Below are 21,444 nucleotides of genomic sequence, written 5' to 3' on the forward strand. Positions count from 1 at the left end.
GCGCGGATACCCGCCTTCGATTACGGGCGGCAAACCGCCCTATCGCTCCGCGCGGGTATGACAAAAGGGCGAAGGCCGATCGGGCGTCGTCGTTTAGATTTTCGTTTGCATTAAGATTAGCGGTTTGATCGCGACGCGGCGATCAAACAATACGATTAGGCGATTAGGATCGATCTAAATAATGCGAGCGTTTACAATAATCGCGGGATCGCTTATGGAAGTTTGGGCGATACAAGCAAAGCGATCGCGAATTACGCCCAAGCGATTAAGATCAATTAAACTTAGCGAGGGCTTACAATAATCGCGGGGAGATTTACGTTGAATTAGGCGATCTAAAAAGCGTTGCGAAGGACGCTCGTAAGGCGCGCTAACTTGGCGATTGCGAGGCGTTGCGATATATGGGCGGGATAAACTATAGCGCGATTAACCGCGCCGCTTTTCAAACTCGGCGCTGGTCGGGATGAGAGGATTCGAACCTCCGGCCTTGTCGTCCCGAACGACACGCGCTAACCAGACTGCGCCACATCCCGCAAAAGAAGCGCAATTGTATCAAACAAACTATGAAGCGTTTAATGCGCGTAGCCGTTGATTGGGCTTTGATAAAAGTCGGCGATCGCCTCCAAATAACCGCGCGAAAACGACGACGACGTTTGGATCGCAAAGGCGATTCGTTTAGAAATGCGAAAAACCGCGCGGTTTAAACGGTTTGCCGCCAATCCTCGCCGTTTTGCCCGCCGTCGCGCGTCCAAGCAAGATAGCGCCGACGCTCGCAAAGCGCTCGCGCGCGTCGATTGGCGCGGTAAAAAGCAATTTATACTCTTCGCCGCTGTTTAGCGCAAAATCTAAAGCCTTATCAAAATCGCCTAGCGCCGCTAACGTTTCGCTTGAAATTAGCGCTTTTGGATCGTCTATCTCAAAACCGACGCCGCTTGATCGCATCAAATGACCAATATCGCCCAAAAAGCCGTCGCTAATATCGATAGCGCCGGAAGCAAACGCGGCGATCAACGGCTGAAAATTAAGCGCGAGCTTCGGATACAGGTGCTTATTGGCTAACGTTTCGTTATTTTCGCCTTTAAGTAGCGACTCCAATCCCAAACGGCTACCGCCAAGCGGCGCGGAGAGCCACAGATCGTCGCCAATTTTCGCGCCGTCGCGGGAGACAAACCGAGCCGTAGTTCCAAGTATCGCGCCGCCGAGCTGAACGCGATCGCAACGCGACAGATTGCCGCCAGTAAGGGCGACGTTAAACTCGTCGAGCGCAAGCGCCATTCCGTCGTATAGCTCGATCAGCCAACTTTCGTTTAAATCGGGCGGAAAGCCTATAGAGACGTTGAACCACTTAGGCGCGCCGCCGCAGGCGAGAATATCGCTTACATTAGCGGCAATCAGTTTATAGCCGATTCCGCGCGGCGGAAAATCGCGTTTGAAATGGACGTTTTCGCGCAGATCGTCGTTGCTAATCAGCAAAAGCTCGTCGCCGATCGTCACGCAAGCGCAATCGTCGCCGATACCGCGTATTACGCCGCCGCCTCGCGGTTTAAGACGCTTAGCCAATCTATTTATAATATCAAACTCGTTGCTCGCGCGCATAGCGGCAGAATGCCATTGTCGAGCTTAAACGCCGGTTTGTTAGAATGTAACAAAACGCGAGGATAAATCTATGAGCGAAACAAACGAGCGCAAAAATAAGCAGTCCCTACCTAAGCGAATGTTCCTGCTGGCTATACAGGGAATCTTGACCATATTTCCGCTTGTCGTTACTATCTATCTTGTCTATTGGTTTACCACCTCCGTCGAAAGCGGCATTCACAAGCTGCTAAACCTGATATTTCCAAGCGTCGATTATTTTCCCGGACTTGGCATAATCGTTGGGCTTGCGGCGTTGCTCGGCGTAGGCTGGCTGGTGAACGCCTATTTTATCCGTAGGCTAATCAAGCTCGGCGAAACGATTTTAGAGCGCATTCCCGTAGTCAAAACCGTTTTTGTAGGGCTGCGCGATTTTGTCGGATTTATGTCAACCACAAAAAAACAGACCGACGGCTCGGCGGTTTTGGTTACGATCGGCGATAAAAAGTTTATCGGCTTCATTACCGATCACAACGCGGGCAAAACGTTGGGGACGGGCGATCCCGATTTGGTGGGCGTATATATGCCGCTTGGTTATATGATCGGCGGTTATGTCGTTTACGTCGATCGAAACGAGTTGACGCGCCTAACCATCGGTTCGGAAGAGGCTATGCGGATCGCGCTGACCGGCGGTATGACGGCGGAAAAAAGCGAAAAATAACGGAACGGCTATTGCTTCCCGACGGCAACTTAGCGTTAGGAAGGTTTAATGCGAAACCTTGTCGCCATTGGGGCGTTAGCGATCCTGTTGCGCGGCGAGGAGATCGCGCGTTTTAATCTGCCGCTCGCGAAGCCGTTTAGCGGCGAAGCGCAAACGCTTCAATCTAAAAAAGACGATTTCGCCCGCGTAACCTACAACGACTCTTTTTTAACGTTCGTAAAAACTTACGCCAACGCGCCGATCGAACACGAGCGGCTTAAAGCGGTAACGCTTGCGATGATGATGCTGGAGTCCGGGCGCGGCTCGTCTGATTTGGCAAAGAAATTCAACAACTACGGCGGCTTGAAATACCGCCGAGAGATGGCTTCGCTCGCGCAAAAGATACGTTATAACGCGTCGGACGGCTACGATTATTATTGCGAGTTTGACTCGGTAGAGGCGTTTATCGGGGGCTTCTGGGCGTTTTTAGATCGCAAACCTTACGAGGGGTGGCGCAAAAAGGCGCTTAGCGAAGAGGAGTTTTTGGCGTTTATCGCGCCGATCTACTGCCCGTATAATAAAAATTACGCGACGCAGGTAACGTCGCTAATTCCGGAAGCGCGCGCGCTGTTAGACAGATACAAAAGCGACAACGCGCGTTTCGCTATGACAAAAACGCTAAAGAACTTCTAATAGCTCTAAGGGTTTTTGGATCGCTCGATCGGCAAATTCGCCTTTTTTTCCGTAGCCCCACGCGGCAAATACGCCGGTTATGCCCGCCGCGTCCGCCGCTTTCATATCTTTGACGCTATCGCCTAAAAATACCGCCTCTTTAGTATCTCCTTTTATGCTTTGTAACGTCAGATTGAGCATATCGGGCGCCGGTTTCGGATTTGCGACGCAATCCGCGCCGACTATCGCCGTAAAATAACGCGAAACGCCCGCGTAATCGAGCATCTTTCGCGCGAACGCGCTTGTGGCGTTTGTGGCTACCCCCATTTTCACGCGCCGATCGTTTAGCGTTTTCAATAGCGCGGCTATCCCGTCGTATAGCCTCAGATCGTTTAGGCACGCTTTTTCGTAATGCGTTTTAAAAACTTTATGATCCGCCGCGTTCGCGTCGTCGCCGTAAAAGTTTTTAATCGATTGAAAGGTAAGCGCGTTGACGTTTTCGATAATATCCGCGCGGCTTAGCGCCGACAAGCCTTTGCGCGCTCTTACGTAGTTGATCGACGAGCCGATATTGTCTTTGCTATCGACAAGCGTGCCGTCTAGATCGAATATAACGATTGATTTCATACCGCAATAATAGCCAACGTTTAACGCCGCTTCAATTAGGCGGATAAATTGTAGAAATCAAACGACGCTCGCGCGGTCAAAAAAAACGCGCGCCGCCCGATCGCTCGCTAAGCGCCCACTCGATAACGGCGCTCGGCGGCGCTTTGGCTAATTTCTTTGGCGGCGAAAAACCTAGAAAAATTAGCGCGGCGACAAGCGTTTGCGAAGCGTTATCAACCCCGATCGCTTTGGCTAAGTTTTGCTTGGATAGCTTCGCGCCGTCGAGTCCGATCGCCAAAGGCAGGTGCGCGTAAGAGGGCGACGAGTAGCTAAGCGCGCGCCGCAGATATATTTGACGCGGCGTAGAATCTAGCAGATCGCGCCCGCGAACAATCTCCGTTATGCCGCTGAACTCGTCGTCTATTACTACCGCGAGTTGATATGTCGGCTCGTTATTCGCATTAAACAGGACAAAATCGCCGACGTCTTTTCGCAGGTTTTGGCATAAGCGCCCGCACAAGCGATCGTTAAACTCAATTGTTTCGTCCGTAACGCGAAGGCGCAAAGCGGCGTTGGCGCCGCCGTTTTTAGCGAGGCATACCGGCGGGTGAACGCCGCCAAACGCAAGCAGATCGGCGCGAGAGCAGCGGCAGGGATAAACCAGATCGCCTAGCGAAACGATCGCCTCGCGGTAGGCTTCGATCCGTTTGCTTTGGTATAGGATTTCACCGTCCCATATAAGCGCGCAAGCCTCTAACTGCCGTAAAATCTCCGCGTCAGCCCCTTTGATCGTTCGCGCTTGATCTATATCTTCCATTCTAACGAGCCACTTTCCGCCGCGCGATTTCGCGCTTATGTAGCTTCCCAGCGCCGCGATCAGCGATCCGAAATGCATCGCGCCGCTTGGCGTGGGCGCGAAACGTCCGATTACGCTATGCGAGGCGTTTTCTATTGGCTACCACCGATCGCCAAAACGCCAGCAAGATAAACGCGGCGCTAATCGTGCCGGTAACGAATTCGCCCACGTGCCAAAAAATTTTAGCGAGCATAATAAGCGCCAGCGCGAAGATCGCGTAATACGCGCCGTGTTCGAGGTAGCGATATTCGGCAAGCGTTCCTTTGCGGACGAGAAATAGCGTGATCGAGCGCACAAACAACGCGCCGACGCCAAGCCCCAGCATAATCACAAATATATTTTCGCTCAAAGCAAACGCGCCTACCACTCCGTCGAGCGAGAAACTAGCGTCAAGCGTTTCGAGATACATAAAGCCGATCGCTCCGTTTCTAACGCCGCCGTTAGTCGAGAGTAGCGCGTCCGCTTTGTGGATAATTTCGTAGAGTAACACGCCGAAAAAATACGCGATCCCAATCGACGCGTCCTTAGTAACGTATAACAAAATCATACCGCCGAGCGTGGAGAAAATCAGCGAAATAGTGTTGATCTGCTTAGCCATTCGCACAAAACGGTTGTTTTCCCAGAACTCAAGCCAATGCACTTTGCGCGAATTGTCAAAATAAAAGCTCTGCGCTACCATAAGCAAAAACGCGCCGCCAAAGGCGAATATCAGATCTTCGCCGCCCTTTAACTCTTCGGCGTAGCGCCCCGGATCGCTAAAAGCGTAAGCGAAAGTCTGCCAAAGCGTCATCGAGCTAACCGCCCACACAAGCGCGACGGGGATTAAAAAGCGCATGCCAAACACGGCGATCGGAATACCCCATACGATAAAACGCCGTCGCCATATAGGGTCCATTTGCAATAGTATTTTCGCGTTCACCACCGCGTTGTCAAACGACAGAGAAACCTCCAAAAGCGTCAGTAGCGCCACGACGTAAAGTCCTGAAACGCCCCAGAAAATTAGCGCGGCGATCAGCGCGATCGCAAGGGCTAGATACGAACCCCAAAAGTGTTTAATCATTGAAATACTTGCCCGCCTCGTTTAACGTTTTTTCGTAAATCTCGTCGAAATCGCGCCCGAATACGCGCGCGTTCGCGATCGTAGTGATGAAGTTTGTATCGCCGATCCAGCGCGGAACAAGATGCAGATGAATATGCTCCGAAATACCCGCGCCGCCCGCGACTCCAAGATTCATTCCCATATTAACCCCTTTGGCGCCCATACGCTCTTTTAGCAATCGAACGCCTTGCCGCGCAAGATAGGAGATACGCAGCCAAGCGCTTGCCTCTAGCTCCTCTAAAGCGTCGGTATGTTTATGCGGGATAATCATAAAATGACCCGGCGCGTATGGATACAGATTCATCACGATAAAACAAGCCTCGTCGCGATATAACACGCGGTTTTGGCGATCGTTTTCAGGGCGCGAGGAGATGTCGCAAAACGCGCAACCGTTTGGTTTAGACAGATGATAACCGCTTCGCCACGGCGCGTAAAGACGATCCATTTATTGCCTCAAAAGCGCTACTTAAAGCCTAAGCATAACAAAACGGAGCTATGTAGCGGCGACGTTGACGAATATAGCGCGACCGCAAAAAAACTAAGCGATAAGCCGAGTAACTTTGGCAAACGAAAAATATAGACGAGCGACCGCTTTAATCGGCGCGGGCTATCGGTAAAAACGCCGACGCGTTAAAGGACGAATTAACGCGGCGGCGGCGCGACATAGCGCTTTTAGCGTAACCGTCGTTTTAGCTTTGTTTGTTAAACTGCCGTTATGCGCGAGTTTGTAATATCGATCCTTAACGCCTGCAAAAGCCTGCTGCCCATTATCGGCGTGATCGTTTTTTTTCAGCTTGTAGTTTTTACGGCGGTTCCCGAAAACCTTAGCTCCATCGCGATCGGAATGGTTATCGTGGTGATCGGAATCGCGCTACTACTACAAGGGCTGGAGCTTGGCGTATTCCCGATCGGCGCGACTCTGTCCGACGAGCTAACCCGAAAGGGCAATCTGTTCTTGCTGTTGCTATTTGGTTTCTGCTTAGGTTTCGCGGCGGTGATCGCCGAACCCGCGCTAATCGCCGTGGCGGATCAGGCGCAGACGATCAGCTTTGGGCGCATAAACGCTTTTACGCTTCGCATGGTTATCGCGGTAGCGGTGGGGCTGGTGATGACGATCGGCATTTTGCGTATCGCGCTTGGGCATCTGGTCTCGTGGTATATGATCGGCGGTTACGCGATTATTTCGGTCGTTAGTTTTTTCGCGCCCGACGAGGTTATATCGCTTGCCTACGACAGCGGGGCGGTAACCACAAACGTCGTAACCGTCCCGCTGATCGCCGCGTTTGGCGTGGGGCTCGCGGGCGCTATCAAAGGGCGCGACACCTTAGCCGACGGCTTTGGTTTGGTGGCGATGGCTCTGCTTGCGCCGACGATTAGCCTGCTGTTTTACGGGATTGTCGTTTATAGCGGCGAGCCGAGCGCGGCGATCGAGATCGCAAACCAAGCGGTCGAGACGACGGAAGAGTTTGTCTCGCAAGAGGAGATTGCGACCTTTGCCCTTAGCGCGGCGGCTTTCGAGCTGATTGGAATGTTTAGAGACGTGCTTCCGATTATAGTAACGGCGCTGTTTTTCCAGTTTGCGGTTTTGCGCCGCCCGCTTGCTAGAGCGCACCATGTGGCGGGCGGTTTTTTGATGGTTATATGCGGGTTATACGCTTTTGTGGTCGGTTTGAAGCTAGGGCTTTTTCCGATCGGAACGGCGATGGCAAATCAGCTGATTGTAAGCGAGGTAAACGTTTTTTTCGTCTATCTATTCGCCTTCGCGCTGGGCTTCGCGGCTACAATGGCGGAGCCGGCGCTGGTAGCGGTGGGCAAACAAGCCGAAGAAGCCGCCAAAGGACGGGTAAAAGCTAGTATCATTCGCTTGATGGTCGCGTTGGGCGTGGCGATTGGCATTACGATCGGCGCGCACAGAATACTATGCGGCGATTCTATGAGATGGTTTGTGATTGTCGGATTTACGATTACGGCTTTTTTGTCGCTGGCGACGCCGCGATACATCGTCGCGCTTGCCCTCGATATGGGCGGCGTCGCGTCGAGCGTGATTAGCGTGCCGCTTATTACCGCGCTTGGGATCGGGCTCGCGGAGAATATTGACGGGCGAAGCGCGCTGATCGACGGGTTTGGATTGCTTATTTTTGCCTCGTTCTGCCCCGCGATCACCGTTATGATCTACGCGCTTGCGGTGGAGTGGAGAACAAAACGGATAAAGGAGGGTGAATGAAATTTTCCGCGTTAGTCGCTATTTTAGCCGACGAATTGGAGGAAAAGGCTATCAAGGTCGCCAAAGAGGCGGGCGCGGAGGGCGTAACGATTATGTCCGCGCGCGGTATCGGCGCGATCGAGAAAAAGATATTTTTCGGGCTTACGCACGAAGGGAGTCAATCTGTGCTAATTTTTATTTTGGAGCGCAAACTTTCGGTCGCCGTTCTAAAAAGCATATCCAAAGAGTTAGAGCTTGGCAAACACTCGAAAGGGGTGGTTTTTACGCTGCCGCTAGAGCATATCGCGGGGATCGATCCCGTGCAGATTCAGCGGTTTGAACAACGCATAAAGGACGAGTTATGAAAGAAACTAGCCTTCTAGTTAAGGATATTATGATGCGCGACGTGGTGATGGTTTCGCCGTTTGCGACATTGCGCGAGGCGATGGCGCTTATGAATAAGCATAAGCTCAAAGCTCTCGTGATGGAAAAACGCCACGAACACGACGCTTACGGCATTTTGACCTATACGACGCTTTTGCGTTACATTGTGGCGGAGGAGGGCGATATAGACCTAATTAACGTCTATGACGTAGCCGCTAAACCCGCTATGACGGTTAGCCGAGAGCTTGAGATTAAGCATGTGGCTAGACTGATGGTAAATCAGGGCATTAGACGAATCGTCGTAACGTTAAACAACAAAATCGAGGGCTTGATCACAATGGACGATATTGTCGGCGTTATATTAAAATCCGTCGAAGAGGAGTAACGCTTAACGGCAATCAATCGCCCGCGACGTTTTCGCTTTCGGCGAATGCGCTAAGGCGTTTGTCTGTCGATAGTTAAGCCGCGGCTCGCTTTGAATTTGCCGCGATTGGGCGCTAACGCGGCGTGTTAAATACGCCGCCGATTAGAGCGGGGGAGGGGGATAAGAGCCTTTTAAGCGGCTTAAGCGCATAACTTCTTTAGGCAAACCCGCCGATTACTCGTTTATCGCGTAGAAGGTTTTGCCGCCTTGCGTTTTTGCCGCGATCGCGCCTTCCGCGACAAGCGCGTTTAGCAGCTCTAGCGTCGGCTCGTCAAAAAGCGCCGCGACTTCGGCGACGCTTAACGATCGCCGCTTCAGCAGATCGAGTAACGCGGCGCGATCAAACGAGCGTTTAGCGATCTCGTGCCTCAAAGGAATAAGGCGCGCGTTCAACCCGATCAGCCGATCGGCAAGCAGACGCATCGTTTCAAGCGAGGCGGCTTGAACTTTGTAGGCGCTTGGACGCTCGATAGCGCCTATATCGATCCGATCGGGCTTGATCCTCTCTAAGGCGAGCGCGAGCGCGTCAAAGTTTTCTCGCGTGTCGTTCGCGCCCGCGACTAGCAATATCTCTATCACAAGCTCGCCTCTGTAGCGCGCCCTGAAACTCGCCATGCTCTCTATTATCGCGTTCAGATCGCTAAAAGAGCTTTCGGGGCGATCTACCTTTTTGAACGCCTTGCTTTCCGCCGCGTCCAGCGAGAGCTTTACAATGTCCAGTTTCGCAAGCGCGTCCGCCACGCTTGGAACGCCGATCGCCGCGCCGTTTGAAAGTATCGTCAGCTTCGCGCCGCCCTTAATCGCGTTTAACTCGTCGATTAGCGCGTTTAGATACGGATAGAGCGTCGGCTCGCCGTTCGCGGTGATCGTGAGTTTGTCGGGCGAACAGGTTTTTAGCGCCTCTTTAACCTCGCTCGCGATCTCGCGCCAATCGACGGGGTCGTCAAAAACGGCGATCGGTTTTGCCTTGCTAAGCTCGCAATAGAGGCAGTCGTAGTTGCAACGCTTGCGATCGGGCGAAAGATCGATGCCGAGCGATAAGCCAAAGCGCCTGCTCGCGACGGGACCGAAAACAAATCTCATCGCGCGAAAATCTCATGAACTAAATCAACCAAAAACTTAGCGTTTTCACGCGGAAAATCCGGTTGCATTCCGTGTCCGAGATTAAAGATATAGCCGTTTTCTTTGCCCATTACCCGCGCGATCTCCCTCGCTCCGCTTTCGATCGTCGCTTTGTCGTAAAGTCTCGCGGGCTCCATATTGCCTTGAAGCGCGTAACGATCAAACAAAACGCGCTTAGCGCGCTCGATCGGCGTGTTCCAATCTACGCCAAACACGTCAAAATCGCCGTCGATCGCCTCCAAATAACCGCCCGCGCCTTTGCTAAAAAGTATTACGGGGACATGCCCTCTCTCGGATTTAACGCGCTTTGCAATTTGCTTCATATAGTTCCAACTAAACTCCAAAAACGCGCTTTGCTCCAACGCGCCGCCCCAGCTGTCGAATATCTGAACCGCGTTCGCGCCCGCGTCGATCTGCCGCAATAGATAATCGCAGATCGCCTCGCTTAGTTTATGTAGTAGATTATGCAGTAATTTTGGCGCGCTGTAAGCCATTTTTTTAACGCTCGCGTAGTTTTTGCTCCCGCCGCCCTCGATCATATAGGTAGCCAGCGTCCAAGGACTGCCCGCAAAACCTATTAACGCCTTGTCGGGCGCTAACGCCGCGCGAACCGTTTTTAGCGCGTTATAGACATATTCTAGCCGATCGGCGCAACCGCTTGATAGGCGATCTATATCGTCTTGATTTTTGATAGGATCGGGCAATATGGGTCCGCGGTTTTCGACAAACTCGACCCTCATTCCCATCTCTAGCGGCACGACGAGAATATCGCTAAAGATAATAGCCGCGTCAACGCCTAAAATCTCTATCGGCTGAAGCGTCGCTTCGGCGGCAAGATCGCTTCGGCGGCAGAAGTCGATAAAGTTTTTGGCTTTGGCGCGAGTGGCGCGATACTCGCTTAGATAGCGTCCCGCTTGGCGCATAAGCCATACGGGCGCGGTCGGCGTCGGTTTTTTGAAACAGGCGTCTATAAAGATCAACGAAAGCCTTTACGCGGTGATTTTTTTAAAAATTGTAACATAACCAAACGGCGTATTGCGAATGTAACAAGAACGAGGACGGGTATGACGCGTTGTCGTTTTAGCGTGGCGTTAAGCGCGATCTAGGCGAAGAAACGATAAGAAAACAAACTCCCGAATCAAACTATGCGCTTTGCCTATCAAGATAGCGCTACATCTTATCAGACTCAAGCGGTTTTTCGATGATTATGATATCGCTGTGCCCTCTGTCGCCTTTAGGAACAGACATTCCATAGGGAATTATCAATGTAATTGAGTGCGCCCCGGTAAGACCGTTTGGAAATTCAAATTCAGGGTCTATGAGAATATATCCATTACGAAAACGATCGCAACCGCTATTAGTAGTTGCTTTTTTACAATCTTCCGCTGTGGCTACCTTAAGTTGTCCTTTTTTTACCGCTTCTGCTATAGCCAGCTGCCCGTGTAGCTTAGTTGTCGCGTATTTTTCAGGTTTAAATTTTTCATATGTAATTAATTTTGAGGAGATTCCTCCGATATTAGCATAACCGTTTTGCGAATATATAAAAGCCGAGATAGGTTTTTTAAAAGTTGCGAGCGAAAATTCATTTAACGCGTATTCGGCGGCAGATTCGATATACCTAAAATTGCATTGCGATAAATAAACCCTATCCGTATCAATTCCAGTAACGATTTGCTTATGATACCCGCTGAAAAGAACCGCCGCTATTTTTGTTTTATTTGTCCAAGAGAGATGCCATATTGTCGGTTGATAAGCGCCTAGTAATAAAATTACCGTTTCGTCCGGTAAATTCACGCTTATCTCAACCGAGCCCGCGTTCTTTCCGCTGTCGTCAATCTGCATTAGTAACTCTTTTCCCCCGCTACCAACGGCATATACCGTCGCGTTTTTTGGGATGTTAAACTTTGGAAGGCTACAGGGCGGGATGGGAGTAAATTTTGGGATAGTTCCAAAAACCTCATTCTTATATATTACGGAGGAGTGTCCCCAATCTCCGGCAGGCATAGACATATTGTCCGGCGTTATCAGAACTATAGAATTCGCCCCATATAAAGGGAAGAAAACAAACTCATCGCTTAAAAGGATGTATGGATCGCGAATGTGCCGCAAATATCTTTTATCTTTAATAGAGTCGTTTAACTCTTTATCCGTCGCTTTTCTTATATGTCCCTTTTGCACGGCTTCCGCTAAAGCGGCAACGGCATCCTCTCTATCGCCCGCATAAGCGCATACGCACATAAATAGCGAGATGAATAATAATATTGTTATTTTTAACGCTTTCATAATCTTGCCTCCTATCACAACATGCTGCAGGGCGCCATAATGATTGATTAGCCGCCCTAAGGGTAACAAATTTGTCTTTGCAATTACCTGATATTATATCTTGCAAATTATTAATAAACCGCCCCGTTTGCTCGCTCAAAACTTCGTTTTCGGAGAGCGTTCCCTGCGGGTTATTTTACAACGGCAAATAGCGAAAGCCGAAATTAAGAAAAATTAGGCTATGATCAAGCCATTTCTTATAACGGGGGCGATCGGTGTTTAAGCGTTTATTCGAGGGCTATACTTTTCGGGTTATCCTGCTGGTTTTTTTAGCGCTTATACTGCTGATACCGCTTAATCTAATCATAAACATTGTCGAGGAGCGCGCGGACACGGCGAATTACGCCGAACTCGATATTATGTCCTCGTGGGGCGGCGAATTGACGATGATTGGACCCATAATTTCGCTCGAGGGCGTCAAAAACGAGGACACAATCTCCATAAACGACAAGGGCGAAAGACGAATCGACAGAGTTAGAAAGCCGTTTAATCTGATTATCGCGCCTAAAGATCTGCGGATTGCGAGCGAGCTCAAAACCGAAACGCGCAAACGCGGCATATTTTCAGTTCCGCTGTTTTCCGGAACAATCTCGCTTAAAGGCAGCTTCGATCCGTCGGCGGCGCTCTCGATGATCGCGATCGCGCCCGACGAAAAAATCAACGACGGCGTTAAACTTGTGATTTCGCTAAACGATCTAAAAGGAATCCGCAAAGTAATCAGCGCGAAGCTTGGCGATAAAGAGCTGTTTTTACAACCCTCTAAAAGCAATACTTTTTCGTATCCAGCCAAGGATATTTTCGCGTTTGTCGATACGTTGCCAAAAGGCGAAACGGATTTTGAAATTATTTTAGAAATTCAAGGCGGCAGAAGCGCGCACTTTGCGCCGATCGGACAGAATACCCACGCCGAAATCGCGTCCGACTGGGGTTCGCCGTCGTTTCAAGGCAATTTTTTGCCCGCGAGTTCGACGATCGCGGACGATCGCTTTAGCGCCTCGTGGAATATCCACTATTTAAGCCGCGATATTCCGCTTGCGTGGCGGCAAAACAACGCCGCTTCTATGACGTTTTTTGGCGTCAATTTCTTTCGCGCGATCGATACCTACGCGCTGAACACCCGCGCCGTGAAATACGCGATTTTGATTCTGATTGTGCCGTTTTTGACGCTGTTTTTGCTGGAGATCGTAGTCAAAACGCGCGTTCATCCCGTGCCGTATATGCTTTGCGGGATTGGCAACGCCGTCTTTTATCTGCTACTTTTGTCGCTTTCGGAGCAGATTCCCTTTTTCGCGGCGTATGCCATCGCCGCGTTTGCCGTAACCGCTATGCTGGCGCTATACGCCCGCTCCCTGCTTTCGTCAAAACGCGAAGGTCTGTTTATGGGCGTGGTAGCCGCCGTAGCGTATCTGGTTCTTTACGCGCTACTAAACGCCGAAAGTTACGCGCTACTAATTGGCTCGATTGTAACGTTTTGCGTGATCGCGCTGATTATGTTCTTGACGCGCAAGCTCGATTGGTATGAGCGCCGAAGCGAAAATCAATAAGCCGTCGCCGAATACAAAGAGTATTCGCGAAGCAGAACTTATCGACGCGGGACAAATACGTTGGCTATTATTGGTAAAAGCGACTATTTAAGCGTTTCGCAAATTGCGTTCAAAAGGCTTTTATCGGCAATATCCGTATCTTGCGAAAGCTCCCAAATTATTGTCTTTATACCGTTACGGTAGAACAAATCTATATTATCTTTAAGGCGAGCGTTCTGATTTGGAAAATGACCTAATCCTGTATCTATGCCGTTCAAATCAAAATCATTTATGGCTTTAACTAATGCGCCAACTATCCAATATTACTATACGCCGTTTTGAAACGCCAGACTCGTTTTCGTTTGTTTTGTCGTCCGCGCATCCTAACGCCAATATAGACGCGCATACAATTGTCCATAGTATTTTTTATACATATCGGCAAATTTAATGCGCGTTCTTATTCATAAAATATAGCGCCACGCCCAGAGCCAAAATAGCCAGCGCTAGATAGAGCATTTCAAGCGGCGTCGCGAACGTCATATGCAAAACGCGCTGAAAAAAGCTGACTACCAGCACCATAATGATCACCTTGCCCAGCTTGTCTTTAAGCTGATCAAGCGATTTGATCGTAAGAATGCTTACGTCTTTTAGCTCTATATCGTCTAGCTTCTCGATCCGCGAGATAAAGAGTTCGTATAGCCCGAAGCTAAATATCAGCAGCACGACGGCGATCAGGTAGAGATCGACCGCGCCGATAATGATCGACACTCCGTCGGCGTGCAGATCCACGTCGGCGTTATGGACGTAATACTGCCAAGTGATAATCGTCGCCTTCACCACGTCGTAGCTTGCGATAATAAACAGCGCCGTCGCCCCTAGCAGGCTAAAAACCACCGAAAGCATAACGAGAAGGCGGCTTTTTACCAGCGCGCTTTCAAATAGCCTCTCTAACACCGTTTTCCTCTTTAAATAAAATCAGTTTGTCTCGATCCACTTTTGCGCTATTCTCACCGCGTTTGTAGCCGCGCCCACGCGCAGATTATCCGCTACGATCCACAGGTGCAAAACGCGCTTGTCGTAAAGGTCCTCGCGTATTCGCCCCACAAAAACCTCGTCCCTTTCGCCGACGAGAATCGGCATAGGGTAGATGTTTTTAGAAGGATCGTCGAGCGTTACGATATGCTCGCCTTTTTTGAGCGCCTTTATCGCCTCTTTGGCGCTAATCTCTTTGGAAAATCGCGCCGCGATCGCCTCGCTATGCCCGCGCAAAACGGGAACGCGCGCGCAGGTGGCGGCGATTTGGATTTTCGCGCCGAGAATTTTTTGCGTCTCGTTGATCATCTTTAATTCCTCTTTCGTAAAGCCGTTATCCGTAAAGCTATCGATATGAGGAATAACGTTCAGCGCGATCTTATGCGGGAACTTTTTAGGCTCGATCCGATCGTAATCAAAGTTAAAAACCGCTCTGTTTTGCTCCATTAACTCGTCCATAGCCTTCGCGCCCGCGCCGCTTACCGCCTGATAGGTCGCTATATCGAGACGTTCCAAGCCAAAAGCGTCGTGTAGCGGTTTAAGCGCGATAACCATCTGAATAGTAGAACAGTTGGGATTGGCGATAATCCCTCTGTTTTTCCACAATTTAATATCGTCGGGATTGACCTCCGGCACGATAAGCGGAACGTCCTCGTCCATTCTGAAATGGCTGGTATTGTCGATCACAACCGCGCCAGCCTTCGCCGCGCTTGGCGCGAACTCCGCCGAGATCGCGCCGCCCGCGCTAAACAGCGCGATCTCTACTCCCTCCCGCGCGAAAACGTCGCGTTCTAAGGCTTTGACCTTGATTTTCTCGCCATTATACTCGACGTTTTTGCCCGCGCTCTTTTCGCTCGCCAACGGCGTTAGCCGAGAAACGGGAAACTTCTGTTCCTCCAAAACGCGGATCATCTCCGCGCCGACCGCGCCGGTCGCGCCAACAACGGCGACAACATACTTTTTCAACATTGTTTCCTTTATAAAAACTAGAGGCTAATTTTATATTTAGAGCGTTTAGTTTCAAAATCTTTGATCGGCATTCCTATCAGTTTCGCCGCTTCGACCGCGTCGCCTCGCGCTTCGCTTAGCGCCTGCGAGATCAACTCTTTTTCTAAGTTCTCAACGCTCTTTGCCCCGCTACGCGCGCGCAAAAACAGATCGTTTGGCTCTATTACCTCGCCGTCGCTTATGATCGCGCTCCGTTCGCAGACGCTAATAAGCTCTCTTACGTTGCCGTGCCAGCTATAACTTAAAAGCTCCTCTTTAGCCGCGTCCGAAAAACGTTTTTTAGCGAAACCGTATCGCTCGCATACGTTCATCAGGGCGGCTTCGGCAAGCGGCAAAATCTCCTCTTTGCGCTCTCTTAACGGCGGAATGGCGATCTCGATCGTGTTTAACCGGTAGTAAAGGTCCCCTCTAAAACGCCCCTCCTTGATCGCCTCGCCGATATTTTGGTTGGTAGCCGCGATCAGGCGCACGTCGATCTCTATATCTTTTAATCCGCCCAGTCTTCTGATCTTTTTTTCTTGGATAACGCGCAGCAATTTCGCCTGTAAGCCGTATGGCATTTCGGCGATCTCGTCTAAAAACAGCGTCCCGCCGTCCGCCTCCTCGAAGCGCCCCGGTTTTGCCGCTTGCGCGTCGGTAAAAGCGCCTTTTTCAAAGCCAAACAGCTCGCTTTCAATCAGCGCGTCGGGCAACGCCGCCATATTGATCGGGACAAACGGCTTTTCGCTGCGCGGCGAGTTGAAGTGAATAAATCCCGCGAATATCTCCTTGCCAACGCCGCTTTCGCCCAAAAGCATAACCGCCGCGTCGGTTTTGGCGGTTTTTAGCGCCACTTGGCGCGGGCGTTCAAGCGCGGTCGAGCTAACGATAAAGAACTCGTTTTTTGCCGTCTCTTTGTGCTTCGCCGGCTCGATACGCGTCGCTTTTTTGATCGCTTGAGCAGCTTTTTTAGCGCGGCTGATCGCCTCGATCAGCGTTTCGATCTCAAATGGCTTTTGCAAAAAATCCTTAGCGCCCAGCCGCATAGCCTCGATCGCCTTACTCAGCGTGGCGTTACCGGTAATCACGATCGCCTCGTATCTGCCGTTTAGCTCGCGCAAAAACTCCAGCCCGTCCATAAACGGCATCGTTAGATCGGTTATCACCAGCTCGAAACTATCGTCAAGTTTTTTAAGCGCGTCTTTGGCGTTTTTGAAGCTGACTACCTCGTAATCGGCGCGCTCCAAGAAGGCGGCTTCAAGCGATTTGCGCAGGTTAATATCGTCTTCAACGATCGCTATTTTCATATACGAGGATTGTAACCATATCCTCTTTAACAAAAACTCCAATTCGCGCCGACGGAAACGTAAGCACGGTCTTAGAACCGACGTCGCGCCGCCTCGACTCCGCCGCGTCGCTTAGCAACACCCCGTTTTTAAACAGGTTTTCAAGCAGTTCGTCTTGATGGGCTTCCAACAGTTTCGTTACGCTAAGCTCGCTCTCTCGCGGCTCTATCTCAAAAGAAAAACCGTTTTTAACGCGCGCGGATTTAGAGACGACCATCGCTTTGGCGATTGTAAGTTTCTCGCTTAAAATCGCGTGTTTCGCGCTTGATTGCCGATAACCGATAAGGTATTCGTCCGCGCCGGCAATCGTGGCGATAAGCAGTAAGCGAATAAAAATTCCCATACCGCCAAAAAAGCAACGCGCGTTCCTATGTAATTATAAGAGTTAGGCGGTATAATAACGGCTAACGCCAATTTTAAGAGTTATCGCAATGGCAATGAAAGCAGTAGACGATCGCGCCAAATTAACGCTTCGCAACCAACTAGAGTTGCTTTGTTTTCGCGTTTTACCCGACGGCACGCGATTTTCCATTAACGTATTCAAAGTGCGCGAAACCGTCAAATATAAAAAACTTACCGATCTGCCGGAGTCCGATAAGGTAATCTGCGGTCTTTTGACGCTTCGCAAAGAGATAATCCCCGTCGTCGATCTTAAAGAGTGGCTTTACGGCGGCTCTCACAAAGCGAACGCGATTAGAGCCGCCGTCGCGTCGATCGATCCGATGGACACTCAAATTATCGTGTGCGAGTTTGACAACGTAACGATCGGGCTGTGGGTCTATCGCGCCGACTACATTATGCGTAGAAATTGGGAAGAGATAAAGGTGCCGGTATCCAGCGAGTTTGGCAACAAAACCAACAATTACACTAAAAGCGACGGCGGCGATATAGTCTATATTGTCGATGTGGAAGGAATGTTGTCCGAACTATTTCCGATGGTCGCCGCGCGCGATAAGGACGAGATCGAGGCGCTCGCGCCCCTGTCGTTAAGAAAAGATTTGAACGTGCTGATCGCCGACGATTCCAAGAGCGCGCTAAAAGGGCTGACAAACGTGCTAGATAAATACGGGGTCGCTTACGTGGCGTTTGAAAACGGACGCAAGCTCCTAAACTATATCGCCGAAAACGGCATAGAGCATACGGGGCTAATCATCACCGATCTAGAGATGCCCGAAGCCAGCGGCTTTACCGTGATAAAAGAGTTAAAGGGCAATCCGCGCACCGCCAAAGCTCCGATCGTAGTCAATACCTCGATGACCGCCGAAAGCAACGTGGAGTTAGCGAGGAATCTAAACGCGCAAGGGTTTATCGGCAAAACCAACCCGCGCGAGATTTCGCGCTATCTGAAAACCTATCTTGGCGCGAATTAGCGCGGAGGAGTAGAACGTTTTCGTCGTCTATGCGATCTTGGCGGCGATTGCGAAGCGGGGTTAGTCGCCGATCTCTAGTTTCAAGCGTTTCAGGTAGGCTTCGCGCGATATTTCTACGCCGCCCAAAGAGGCTAAGTGCGCGCTGGGAATCTGACAGTCAATCATATCGATCTCGCCAAAGGGCGTATTTTTGCTCAAAAAAGCGAGCGCCGCTTTGGACGCGTCCGGCTTAAAGGCAAACATCGATTCGCCAAAGAATACGCGCCCGATCTGCAAACCGTATAGCCCTCCGACAAGCTCGCCGTTTTGCCAAGACTCTACGGAGCGCGCGTAGCCTAACTTATGCAGATCGCGGTAGCTTTTGATAAAATCGCCCGTAATCCACGTTCCTTTCTCTCGTTTGCGTTTTATATTGGCGCAGGCTTCGATCGTTTGCTCGAAAGCGTAATCGGTTTTAATTTCAAAGCGATTATTTTTGATCGTCCGCGCCAAACTTTTAGATAAGCGAAACTTGGAAGGCTCCAAAATCATACGAACTCGCGGCGAATACCAGTGCGGCATACGGCATTCTATAAACCAAGGAAACAAGCCGATTTTATACGCGTTGAGAATTCGATCCGTCGATAGATCGCCGCCTATTGCGACGAGATCGTCGAAATCTTCGGCGTCAAGGTTAGGAAACGGTTCCGACACGCCGATAATATACAGCGGGGGATTTTTATGAACTAAAATCAAACTCTAACTCGTCGGCTTTGAGCCTGACAACCGCTTTGCCGCCTTTCGCGAGTTTGCCAAAGAGCGCCTCGTCGGCGATTTTATCCTTAATCTTCGCTTGAATTAGCAATCCTAGCGGTCTTGCGCCCATATCCTTGTCGTAGCCGTTTTTCGCAAGATACTCTCTAGCTTCGGCGCTAAGATCGATCGCGATCTTTCGTTCGGCAAGTTGCGAGGCAAGCTCGCCGATAAACTTATCTACTACGAAACTCATCGTTTCTTGGCTAAGCGGCGCAAAGTGCGCGATCGCGTCGAGACGGTTTCTAAACTCAGGCGAAAAGAACGCGCCGATCGCCTCCTCCGTCCGATTTACCGCGTTGTTTCCAAAGCCGACCACGCCCGCTTCGCGCGCGCCTAAATTGCTTGTCATAATAAGAACCGTGTGGCGAAAATCCGCTTCCGCGCCGTTATTGTCGGTTAATTTCGCCGCGTCCATCACTTGTAAAAGGATATTGATTAGATCGGGGTGCGCCTTTTCGATCTCGTCGAGCAAAATCACGGATCGCGGGTGTTTACGCGCGCATTCGACGAGCGCTCCGCCTTGATCGAAGCCGACATAACCGGGCGGCGCGCCGACAAGACGGCTAACGCTGTGTTTTTCCATATACTCGCTCATATCAAAACGAGCGAAATGAACGCCAAGACTCTCCGCAAGCTGCTTTGCCGTTTCGGTTTTGCCCACGCCCGTAGGTCCCGTAAATAGAAACGAACCGATTGGGCGCGTCGGGGAGCCAAGTCCGGCGTAAGAGCGCTTGATCGCTTTAACCAACTGCTCTATGGCGCTATCCTGCCCGAAAACCCGATGTTTAAGATCGAGTTCCAACGCGCGCAGCCGATCCAAATCGTCGTCCGCGCCGGCTTTGATTGGCGCGCCTATCATCTTTGAAACGACGCGCTCTATATCGGCTATGCCGACCTGCGTTCGTTTTTTCGACTCTTTTAATAGATGAAACGACGCGCCAACCTCGTCGATTACGTCGAGCGCCTTATCGGGCAGAAAGCGATCGTTGACGTATTTTGCGGACAACTCGACGGCGGAACGCAAAACCGCGTCCGAATAGCGAACGCCGTGATACGCTTCGTATTTGGATTTCAATCCGCGTAGAATCCGCACGCTCTCTTCGGCGCTAGGCTCGTTTACCACAATTTTCTGAAAACGGCGGCTTAAAGCGCGATCTTTTTCAAAAAACTGTCTATATTCGTTGTGCGTGGTCGCCCCTATGCAGCGCAGTTTGCCGCCGGCGAGCGCCGGTTTTAGGATATTTCCGGCGTCCAACGCGCCGCCGCTAGCGCTTCCCGCGCCGACAAGCGTGTGTATCTCGTCTATAAATAAGATAACGCCCTCTTTCGAGGACAACTCGTCGATCACTCCTTTTAAACGCTTCTCAAAGTCGCCGCGATATTTGGTGCCGGCTACCAAAGCTCCCATATCCAGCGCGTATATCCGCGAACCTTCTAGCATTTTTGGCGCTTTGTTTTCGGCGATCAACATCGCTAACCCTTCGGCGATCGCGGTTTTACCCACGCCCGGTTCTCCCGTAAGGATCGGATTATTTTTCTTGCGGCGGCAGAGCGTCTGAAGCGAGCGCGTCATCTCGTCGGCGCGTCCCACGATGGGATCGATCGCGCCCTTTTTCGCCAGCGCGACAAGCTCTACGCAAAATTGTTCCAAATAGGTTTTCGCTTTGTTCGGTTCATATTGCGTCTGCGATTTGTTCTCTTCCGACGTTTCGATCTGGCTGATCTCCTCTAGGATATTGATCCGCTCGATTCCCTGCAAACGCATTAGATACACGCCGTAACTGTTTCCGTCCTCAAAGATGCTCGCGAGCAGATCGCCCTGATCGGCTTCGGTTCGTCCCGCGCCCTCTACGTGCATAAGCATCGTCTGCATAACCTTCTGCGCCGCTACCGTCTGCGTAGGCTCCGCGCCTTCGGGCGCGATCTCGATTTCGCGCGAGAGATACGCGTCGAGCCCGATCTTTAGCGATCCGACGTCGGCGCCGCACCGCTCCAATATCTTTTGCGTCGTCGGATCGAATAGGGCGGCGTAGGAGAGGTGATCGACGGTGATAAACTCATGGCGGCGGCGTTTGGCTTCGCGTATCGCGGCGACGATCACCTTGTTTAACGATCTGCTAATCATCGAGCCTCTTCATAGAACATCTAAGAGGATAGCCGTTTGCTTTTGCCGTCGAATGCACCTGCAACACTTTCATCTGCGCTATCTCGCGGCTGTATTCCCCGCACACGCCCACGCCGCGATGATGAACGGAGTAGGTGATCTGTTCGGCTTCCGTCTGATTTTTATGAAAGATCCGCTCCAACACCTTGACCACAAAATCCCATGTGGTGTAGTGGTCGTTGTGGAGTAAAACCTGATATTTGCGAGGAGGTCGCAAATGCGTCTGGCGCTCTAACTCCTGCTCGCGTTCCTCTTTCGTGGTCACCGCCG

Annotated in this window: 23 protein-coding genes and 1 tRNA gene; 8 read left to right on the top strand and 16 right to left on the bottom strand. The window is 51.0% G+C overall.

Annotated features, from left to right (window positions below):
* Positions 1–168: 168 nt before the first annotated feature.
* Positions 169–279 carry a tetratricopeptide repeat protein gene (locus LBF86_07105; protein MDR0665269.1) on the top strand — a complete coding sequence of 37 codons (111 nt, stop codon included), beginning with the start codon at positions 169–171 and terminating at the stop codon, positions 277–279.
* Positions 280–452: 173 nt separating this feature from the next.
* On the opposite strand, the gene LBF86_07110 is transcribed toward LBF86_07105, so the two are convergent.
* Together LBF86_07110 and thiL are read right to left on the bottom strand one after the other, a co-directional pair.
* Positions 453–530, bottom strand: a tRNA-Pro gene (locus LBF86_07110).
* A gap of 142 nt (positions 531–672) precedes the next feature.
* Complete coding sequence (gene thiL, locus LBF86_07115; GenBank protein MDR0665270.1) at positions 673–1,593, bottom strand: thiamine-phosphate kinase; 921 nt, start codon at positions 1,591–1,593, stop codon at positions 673–675.
* Between the two features lie 70 nt (positions 1,594–1,663).
* Here thiL and LBF86_07120 point away from each other — a divergent pair, with 70 nt between their 5' ends.
* Together LBF86_07120 and LBF86_07125 are read left to right on the top strand one after the other, a co-directional pair.
* Positions 1,664–2,290 carry a DUF502 domain-containing protein gene (locus LBF86_07120; GenBank protein MDR0665271.1) on the top strand — a complete coding sequence of 209 codons (627 nt, stop codon included), beginning with the start codon at positions 1,664–1,666 and terminating at the stop codon, positions 2,288–2,290.
* 48 nt (positions 2,291–2,338) lie between these two features.
* Entirely contained in the window at positions 2,339–2,962 is a 624-nt protein-coding gene (locus LBF86_07125) for a glucosaminidase domain-containing protein (protein MDR0665272.1), read from the top strand.
* Here LBF86_07125 and LBF86_07130 read toward each other — a convergent pair.
* The 4 genes from LBF86_07130 to LBF86_07145 form a co-directional block, all read right to left on the bottom strand.
* A complete protein-coding gene (locus LBF86_07130) occupies positions 2,948–3,568 on the bottom strand; it encodes an HAD family hydrolase (protein ID MDR0665273.1) in 621 nt (206 codons plus the stop codon). The two genes, LBF86_07125 and LBF86_07130, sit on opposite strands and share 15 nt — an antisense overlap.
* A 76-nt stretch (positions 3,569–3,644) precedes the next feature.
* Positions 3,645–4,499, bottom strand: a complete 855-nt coding sequence (gene gluQRS / locus LBF86_07135; protein MDR0665274.1) for a tRNA glutamyl-Q(34) synthetase GluQRS — start codon at positions 4,497–4,499, stop codon at positions 3,645–3,647.
* Positions 4,480–5,463, bottom strand: coding sequence for a DUF475 domain-containing protein (locus tag LBF86_07140; protein MDR0665275.1), 984 nt, complete (start codon positions 5,461–5,463; stop codon positions 4,480–4,482). Before LBF86_07140 ends, gluQRS begins: the two co-directional genes overlap by 20 nt.
* Positions 5,456–5,947 carry an HIT domain-containing protein gene (locus tag LBF86_07145; protein ID MDR0665276.1) on the bottom strand — a complete coding sequence of 164 codons (492 nt, stop codon included), beginning with the start codon at positions 5,945–5,947 and terminating at the stop codon, positions 5,456–5,458. The genes LBF86_07140 and LBF86_07145 overlap by 8 nt, the downstream gene beginning before the upstream one ends.
* Before the next feature lie 270 nt (positions 5,948–6,217).
* Here LBF86_07145 and LBF86_07150 point away from each other — a divergent pair, with 270 nt between their 5' ends.
* From LBF86_07150 to LBF86_07160, 3 genes are read left to right on the top strand one after another with little or no spacing between them, the layout of a single operon-like run.
* On the top strand, positions 6,218–7,726 hold the full coding sequence (locus LBF86_07150) for a DUF1538 domain-containing protein (protein ID MDR0665277.1): 1,509 nt from the start codon (positions 6,218–6,220) through the stop codon (positions 7,724–7,726).
* The gene (locus LBF86_07155) at positions 7,723–8,070 is read left to right on the top strand and encodes a transcriptional regulator (GenBank protein ID MDR0665278.1); all 348 of its coding nucleotides are present in this window, start codon (positions 7,723–7,725) and stop codon (positions 8,068–8,070) included. The genes LBF86_07150 and LBF86_07155 overlap by 4 nt, the downstream gene beginning before the upstream one ends.
* Complete coding sequence (locus LBF86_07160; GenBank protein MDR0665279.1) at positions 8,067–8,474, top strand: CBS domain-containing protein; 408 nt, start codon at positions 8,067–8,069, stop codon at positions 8,472–8,474. The genes LBF86_07155 and LBF86_07160 overlap by 4 nt, the downstream gene beginning before the upstream one ends.
* 213 nt (positions 8,475–8,687) lie before the next feature.
* On the opposite strand, the gene LBF86_07165 is transcribed toward LBF86_07160, so the two are convergent.
* The 3 genes from LBF86_07165 to LBF86_07175 form a co-directional block, all read right to left on the bottom strand.
* Positions 8,688–9,596, bottom strand: a complete 909-nt coding sequence (locus LBF86_07165) for a radical SAM protein (GenBank protein MDR0665280.1) — start codon at positions 9,594–9,596, stop codon at positions 8,688–8,690.
* The gene (gene hemE / locus LBF86_07170; GenBank protein MDR0665281.1) at positions 9,593–10,615 is read right to left on the bottom strand and encodes a uroporphyrinogen decarboxylase; all 1,023 of its coding nucleotides are present in this window, start codon (positions 10,613–10,615) and stop codon (positions 9,593–9,595) included. Before hemE ends, LBF86_07165 begins: the two co-directional genes overlap by 4 nt.
* A 190-nt stretch (positions 10,616–10,805) precedes the next feature.
* A complete protein-coding gene (locus LBF86_07175; GenBank protein MDR0665282.1) occupies positions 10,806–11,918 on the bottom strand; it encodes a hypothetical protein in 1,113 nt (370 codons plus the stop codon).
* A gap of 254 nt (positions 11,919–12,172) precedes the next feature.
* Here LBF86_07175 and creD point away from each other — a divergent pair, with 254 nt between their 5' ends.
* Complete coding sequence (gene creD, locus LBF86_07180; protein ID MDR0665283.1) at positions 12,173–13,501, top strand: cell envelope integrity protein CreD; 1,329 nt, start codon at positions 12,173–12,175, stop codon at positions 13,499–13,501.
* Between the two features lie 423 nt (positions 13,502–13,924).
* On the opposite strand, the gene LBF86_07185 is transcribed toward creD, so the two are convergent.
* The 4 genes from LBF86_07185 to LBF86_07200 are packed head-to-tail and all read right to left on the bottom strand — an operon-like array spanning position 13,925 to position 17,188.
* Positions 13,925–14,434 (bottom strand): YqhA family protein, encoded by a 510-nt coding sequence (locus LBF86_07185; protein ID MDR0665284.1) that lies wholly within the window; start codon positions 14,432–14,434, stop codon positions 13,925–13,927.
* Positions 14,435–14,455: 21 nt separating this feature from the next.
* Entirely contained in the window at positions 14,456–15,478 is a 1,023-nt protein-coding gene (locus LBF86_07190) for an aspartate-semialdehyde dehydrogenase (protein ID MDR0665285.1), read from the bottom strand.
* Between the two features lie 20 nt (positions 15,479–15,498).
* A complete protein-coding gene (locus LBF86_07195; protein ID MDR0665286.1) occupies positions 15,499–16,806 on the bottom strand; it encodes a sigma-54 dependent transcriptional regulator in 1,308 nt (435 codons plus the stop codon).
* Complete coding sequence (locus LBF86_07200; protein MDR0665287.1) at positions 16,787–17,188, bottom strand: hypothetical protein; 402 nt, start codon at positions 17,186–17,188, stop codon at positions 16,787–16,789. The genes LBF86_07195 and LBF86_07200 overlap by 20 nt, the downstream gene beginning before the upstream one ends.
* 94 nt (positions 17,189–17,282) lie before the next feature.
* On the opposite strand from LBF86_07200, the gene LBF86_07205 reads away from it, so the two are divergent.
* The gene (locus LBF86_07205; protein MDR0665288.1) at positions 17,283–18,215 is read left to right on the top strand and encodes a chemotaxis protein; all 933 of its coding nucleotides are present in this window, start codon (positions 17,283–17,285) and stop codon (positions 18,213–18,215) included.
* Positions 18,216–18,275: 60 nt separating this feature from the next.
* Here the strand turns inward: LBF86_07205 and aat are convergent, their stop codons facing one another.
* The 3 genes from aat to LBF86_07220 are packed head-to-tail and all read right to left on the bottom strand — an operon-like array spanning position 18,276 to position 21,439.
* Positions 18,276–18,950 (bottom strand): leucyl/phenylalanyl-tRNA--protein transferase, encoded by a 675-nt coding sequence (gene aat / locus LBF86_07210; GenBank protein MDR0665289.1) that lies wholly within the window; start codon positions 18,948–18,950, stop codon positions 18,276–18,278.
* Entirely contained in the window at positions 18,934–21,135 is a 2,202-nt protein-coding gene (clpA, locus tag LBF86_07215; protein ID MDR0665290.1) for an ATP-dependent Clp protease ATP-binding subunit ClpA, read from the bottom strand. Before clpA ends, aat begins: the two co-directional genes overlap by 17 nt.
* Positions 21,128–21,439, bottom strand: coding sequence for an ATP-dependent Clp protease adaptor ClpS (locus LBF86_07220; GenBank protein MDR0665291.1), 312 nt, complete (start codon positions 21,437–21,439; stop codon positions 21,128–21,130). Before LBF86_07220 ends, clpA begins: the two co-directional genes overlap by 8 nt.
* Positions 21,440–21,444: the final 5 nt, after the last annotated feature.

The organism is Helicobacteraceae bacterium (assembly GCA_031258155.1).
GTDB lineage: Bacteria > Campylobacterota > Campylobacteria > Campylobacterales > SZUA-545 > JAIRNH01.

What these genes read in the sequence shown, in the direction of transcription:
- LBF86_07160 (MDR0665279.1), top strand. Translation starts at nt 8,067, where the DNA reads ATGAAAGAAACTAGCCTTCTAGTTAAGGATATTATGATGCGCGACGTG.
- LBF86_07120 (MDR0665271.1), top strand. Translation starts at nt 1,664, where the DNA reads ATGAGCGAAACAAACGAGCGCAAAAATAAGCAGTCCCTACCTAAGCGA.
- LBF86_07200 (MDR0665287.1), bottom strand. Translation starts at nt 17,188, where the DNA reads ATGGGAATTTTTATTCGCTTACTGCTTATCGCCACGATTGCCGGCGCG.
- LBF86_07175 (MDR0665282.1), bottom strand. Translation starts at nt 11,918, where the DNA reads ATGAAAGCGTTAAAAATAACAATATTATTATTCATCTCGCTATTTATG.
- LBF86_07205 (MDR0665288.1), top strand. Translation starts at nt 17,283, where the DNA reads ATGAAAGCAGTAGACGATCGCGCCAAATTAACGCTTCGCAACCAACTA.
- LBF86_07165 (MDR0665280.1), bottom strand. Translation starts at nt 9,596, where the DNA reads ATGAGATTTGTTTTCGGTCCCGTCGCGAGCAGGCGCTTTGGCTTATCG.
- LBF86_07130 (MDR0665273.1), bottom strand. Translation starts at nt 3,568, where the DNA reads ATGAAATCAATCGTTATATTCGATCTAGACGGCACGCTTGTCGATAGC.
- thiL (MDR0665270.1), bottom strand. Translation starts at nt 1,593, where the DNA reads ATGCGCGCGAGCAACGAGTTTGATATTATAAATAGATTGGCTAAGCGT.
- LBF86_07150 (MDR0665277.1), top strand. Translation starts at nt 6,218, where the DNA reads ATGCGCGAGTTTGTAATATCGATCCTTAACGCCTGCAAAAGCCTGCTG.
- clpA (MDR0665290.1), bottom strand. Translation starts at nt 21,135, where the DNA reads ATGATTAGCAGATCGTTAAACAAGGTGATCGTCGCCGCGATACGCGAA.
- LBF86_07155 (MDR0665278.1), top strand. Translation starts at nt 7,723, where the DNA reads ATGAAATTTTCCGCGTTAGTCGCTATTTTAGCCGACGAATTGGAGGAA.
- LBF86_07195 (MDR0665286.1), bottom strand. Translation starts at nt 16,806, where the DNA reads ATGAAAATAGCGATCGTTGAAGACGATATTAACCTGCGCAAATCGCTT.
- LBF86_07125 (MDR0665272.1), top strand. Translation starts at nt 2,339, where the DNA reads ATGCGAAACCTTGTCGCCATTGGGGCGTTAGCGATCCTGTTGCGCGGC.
- LBF86_07140 (MDR0665275.1), bottom strand. Translation starts at nt 5,463, where the DNA reads ATGATTAAACACTTTTGGGGTTCGTATCTAGCCCTTGCGATCGCGCTG.
- LBF86_07145 (MDR0665276.1), bottom strand. Translation starts at nt 5,947, where the DNA reads ATGGATCGTCTTTACGCGCCGTGGCGAAGCGGTTATCATCTGTCTAAA.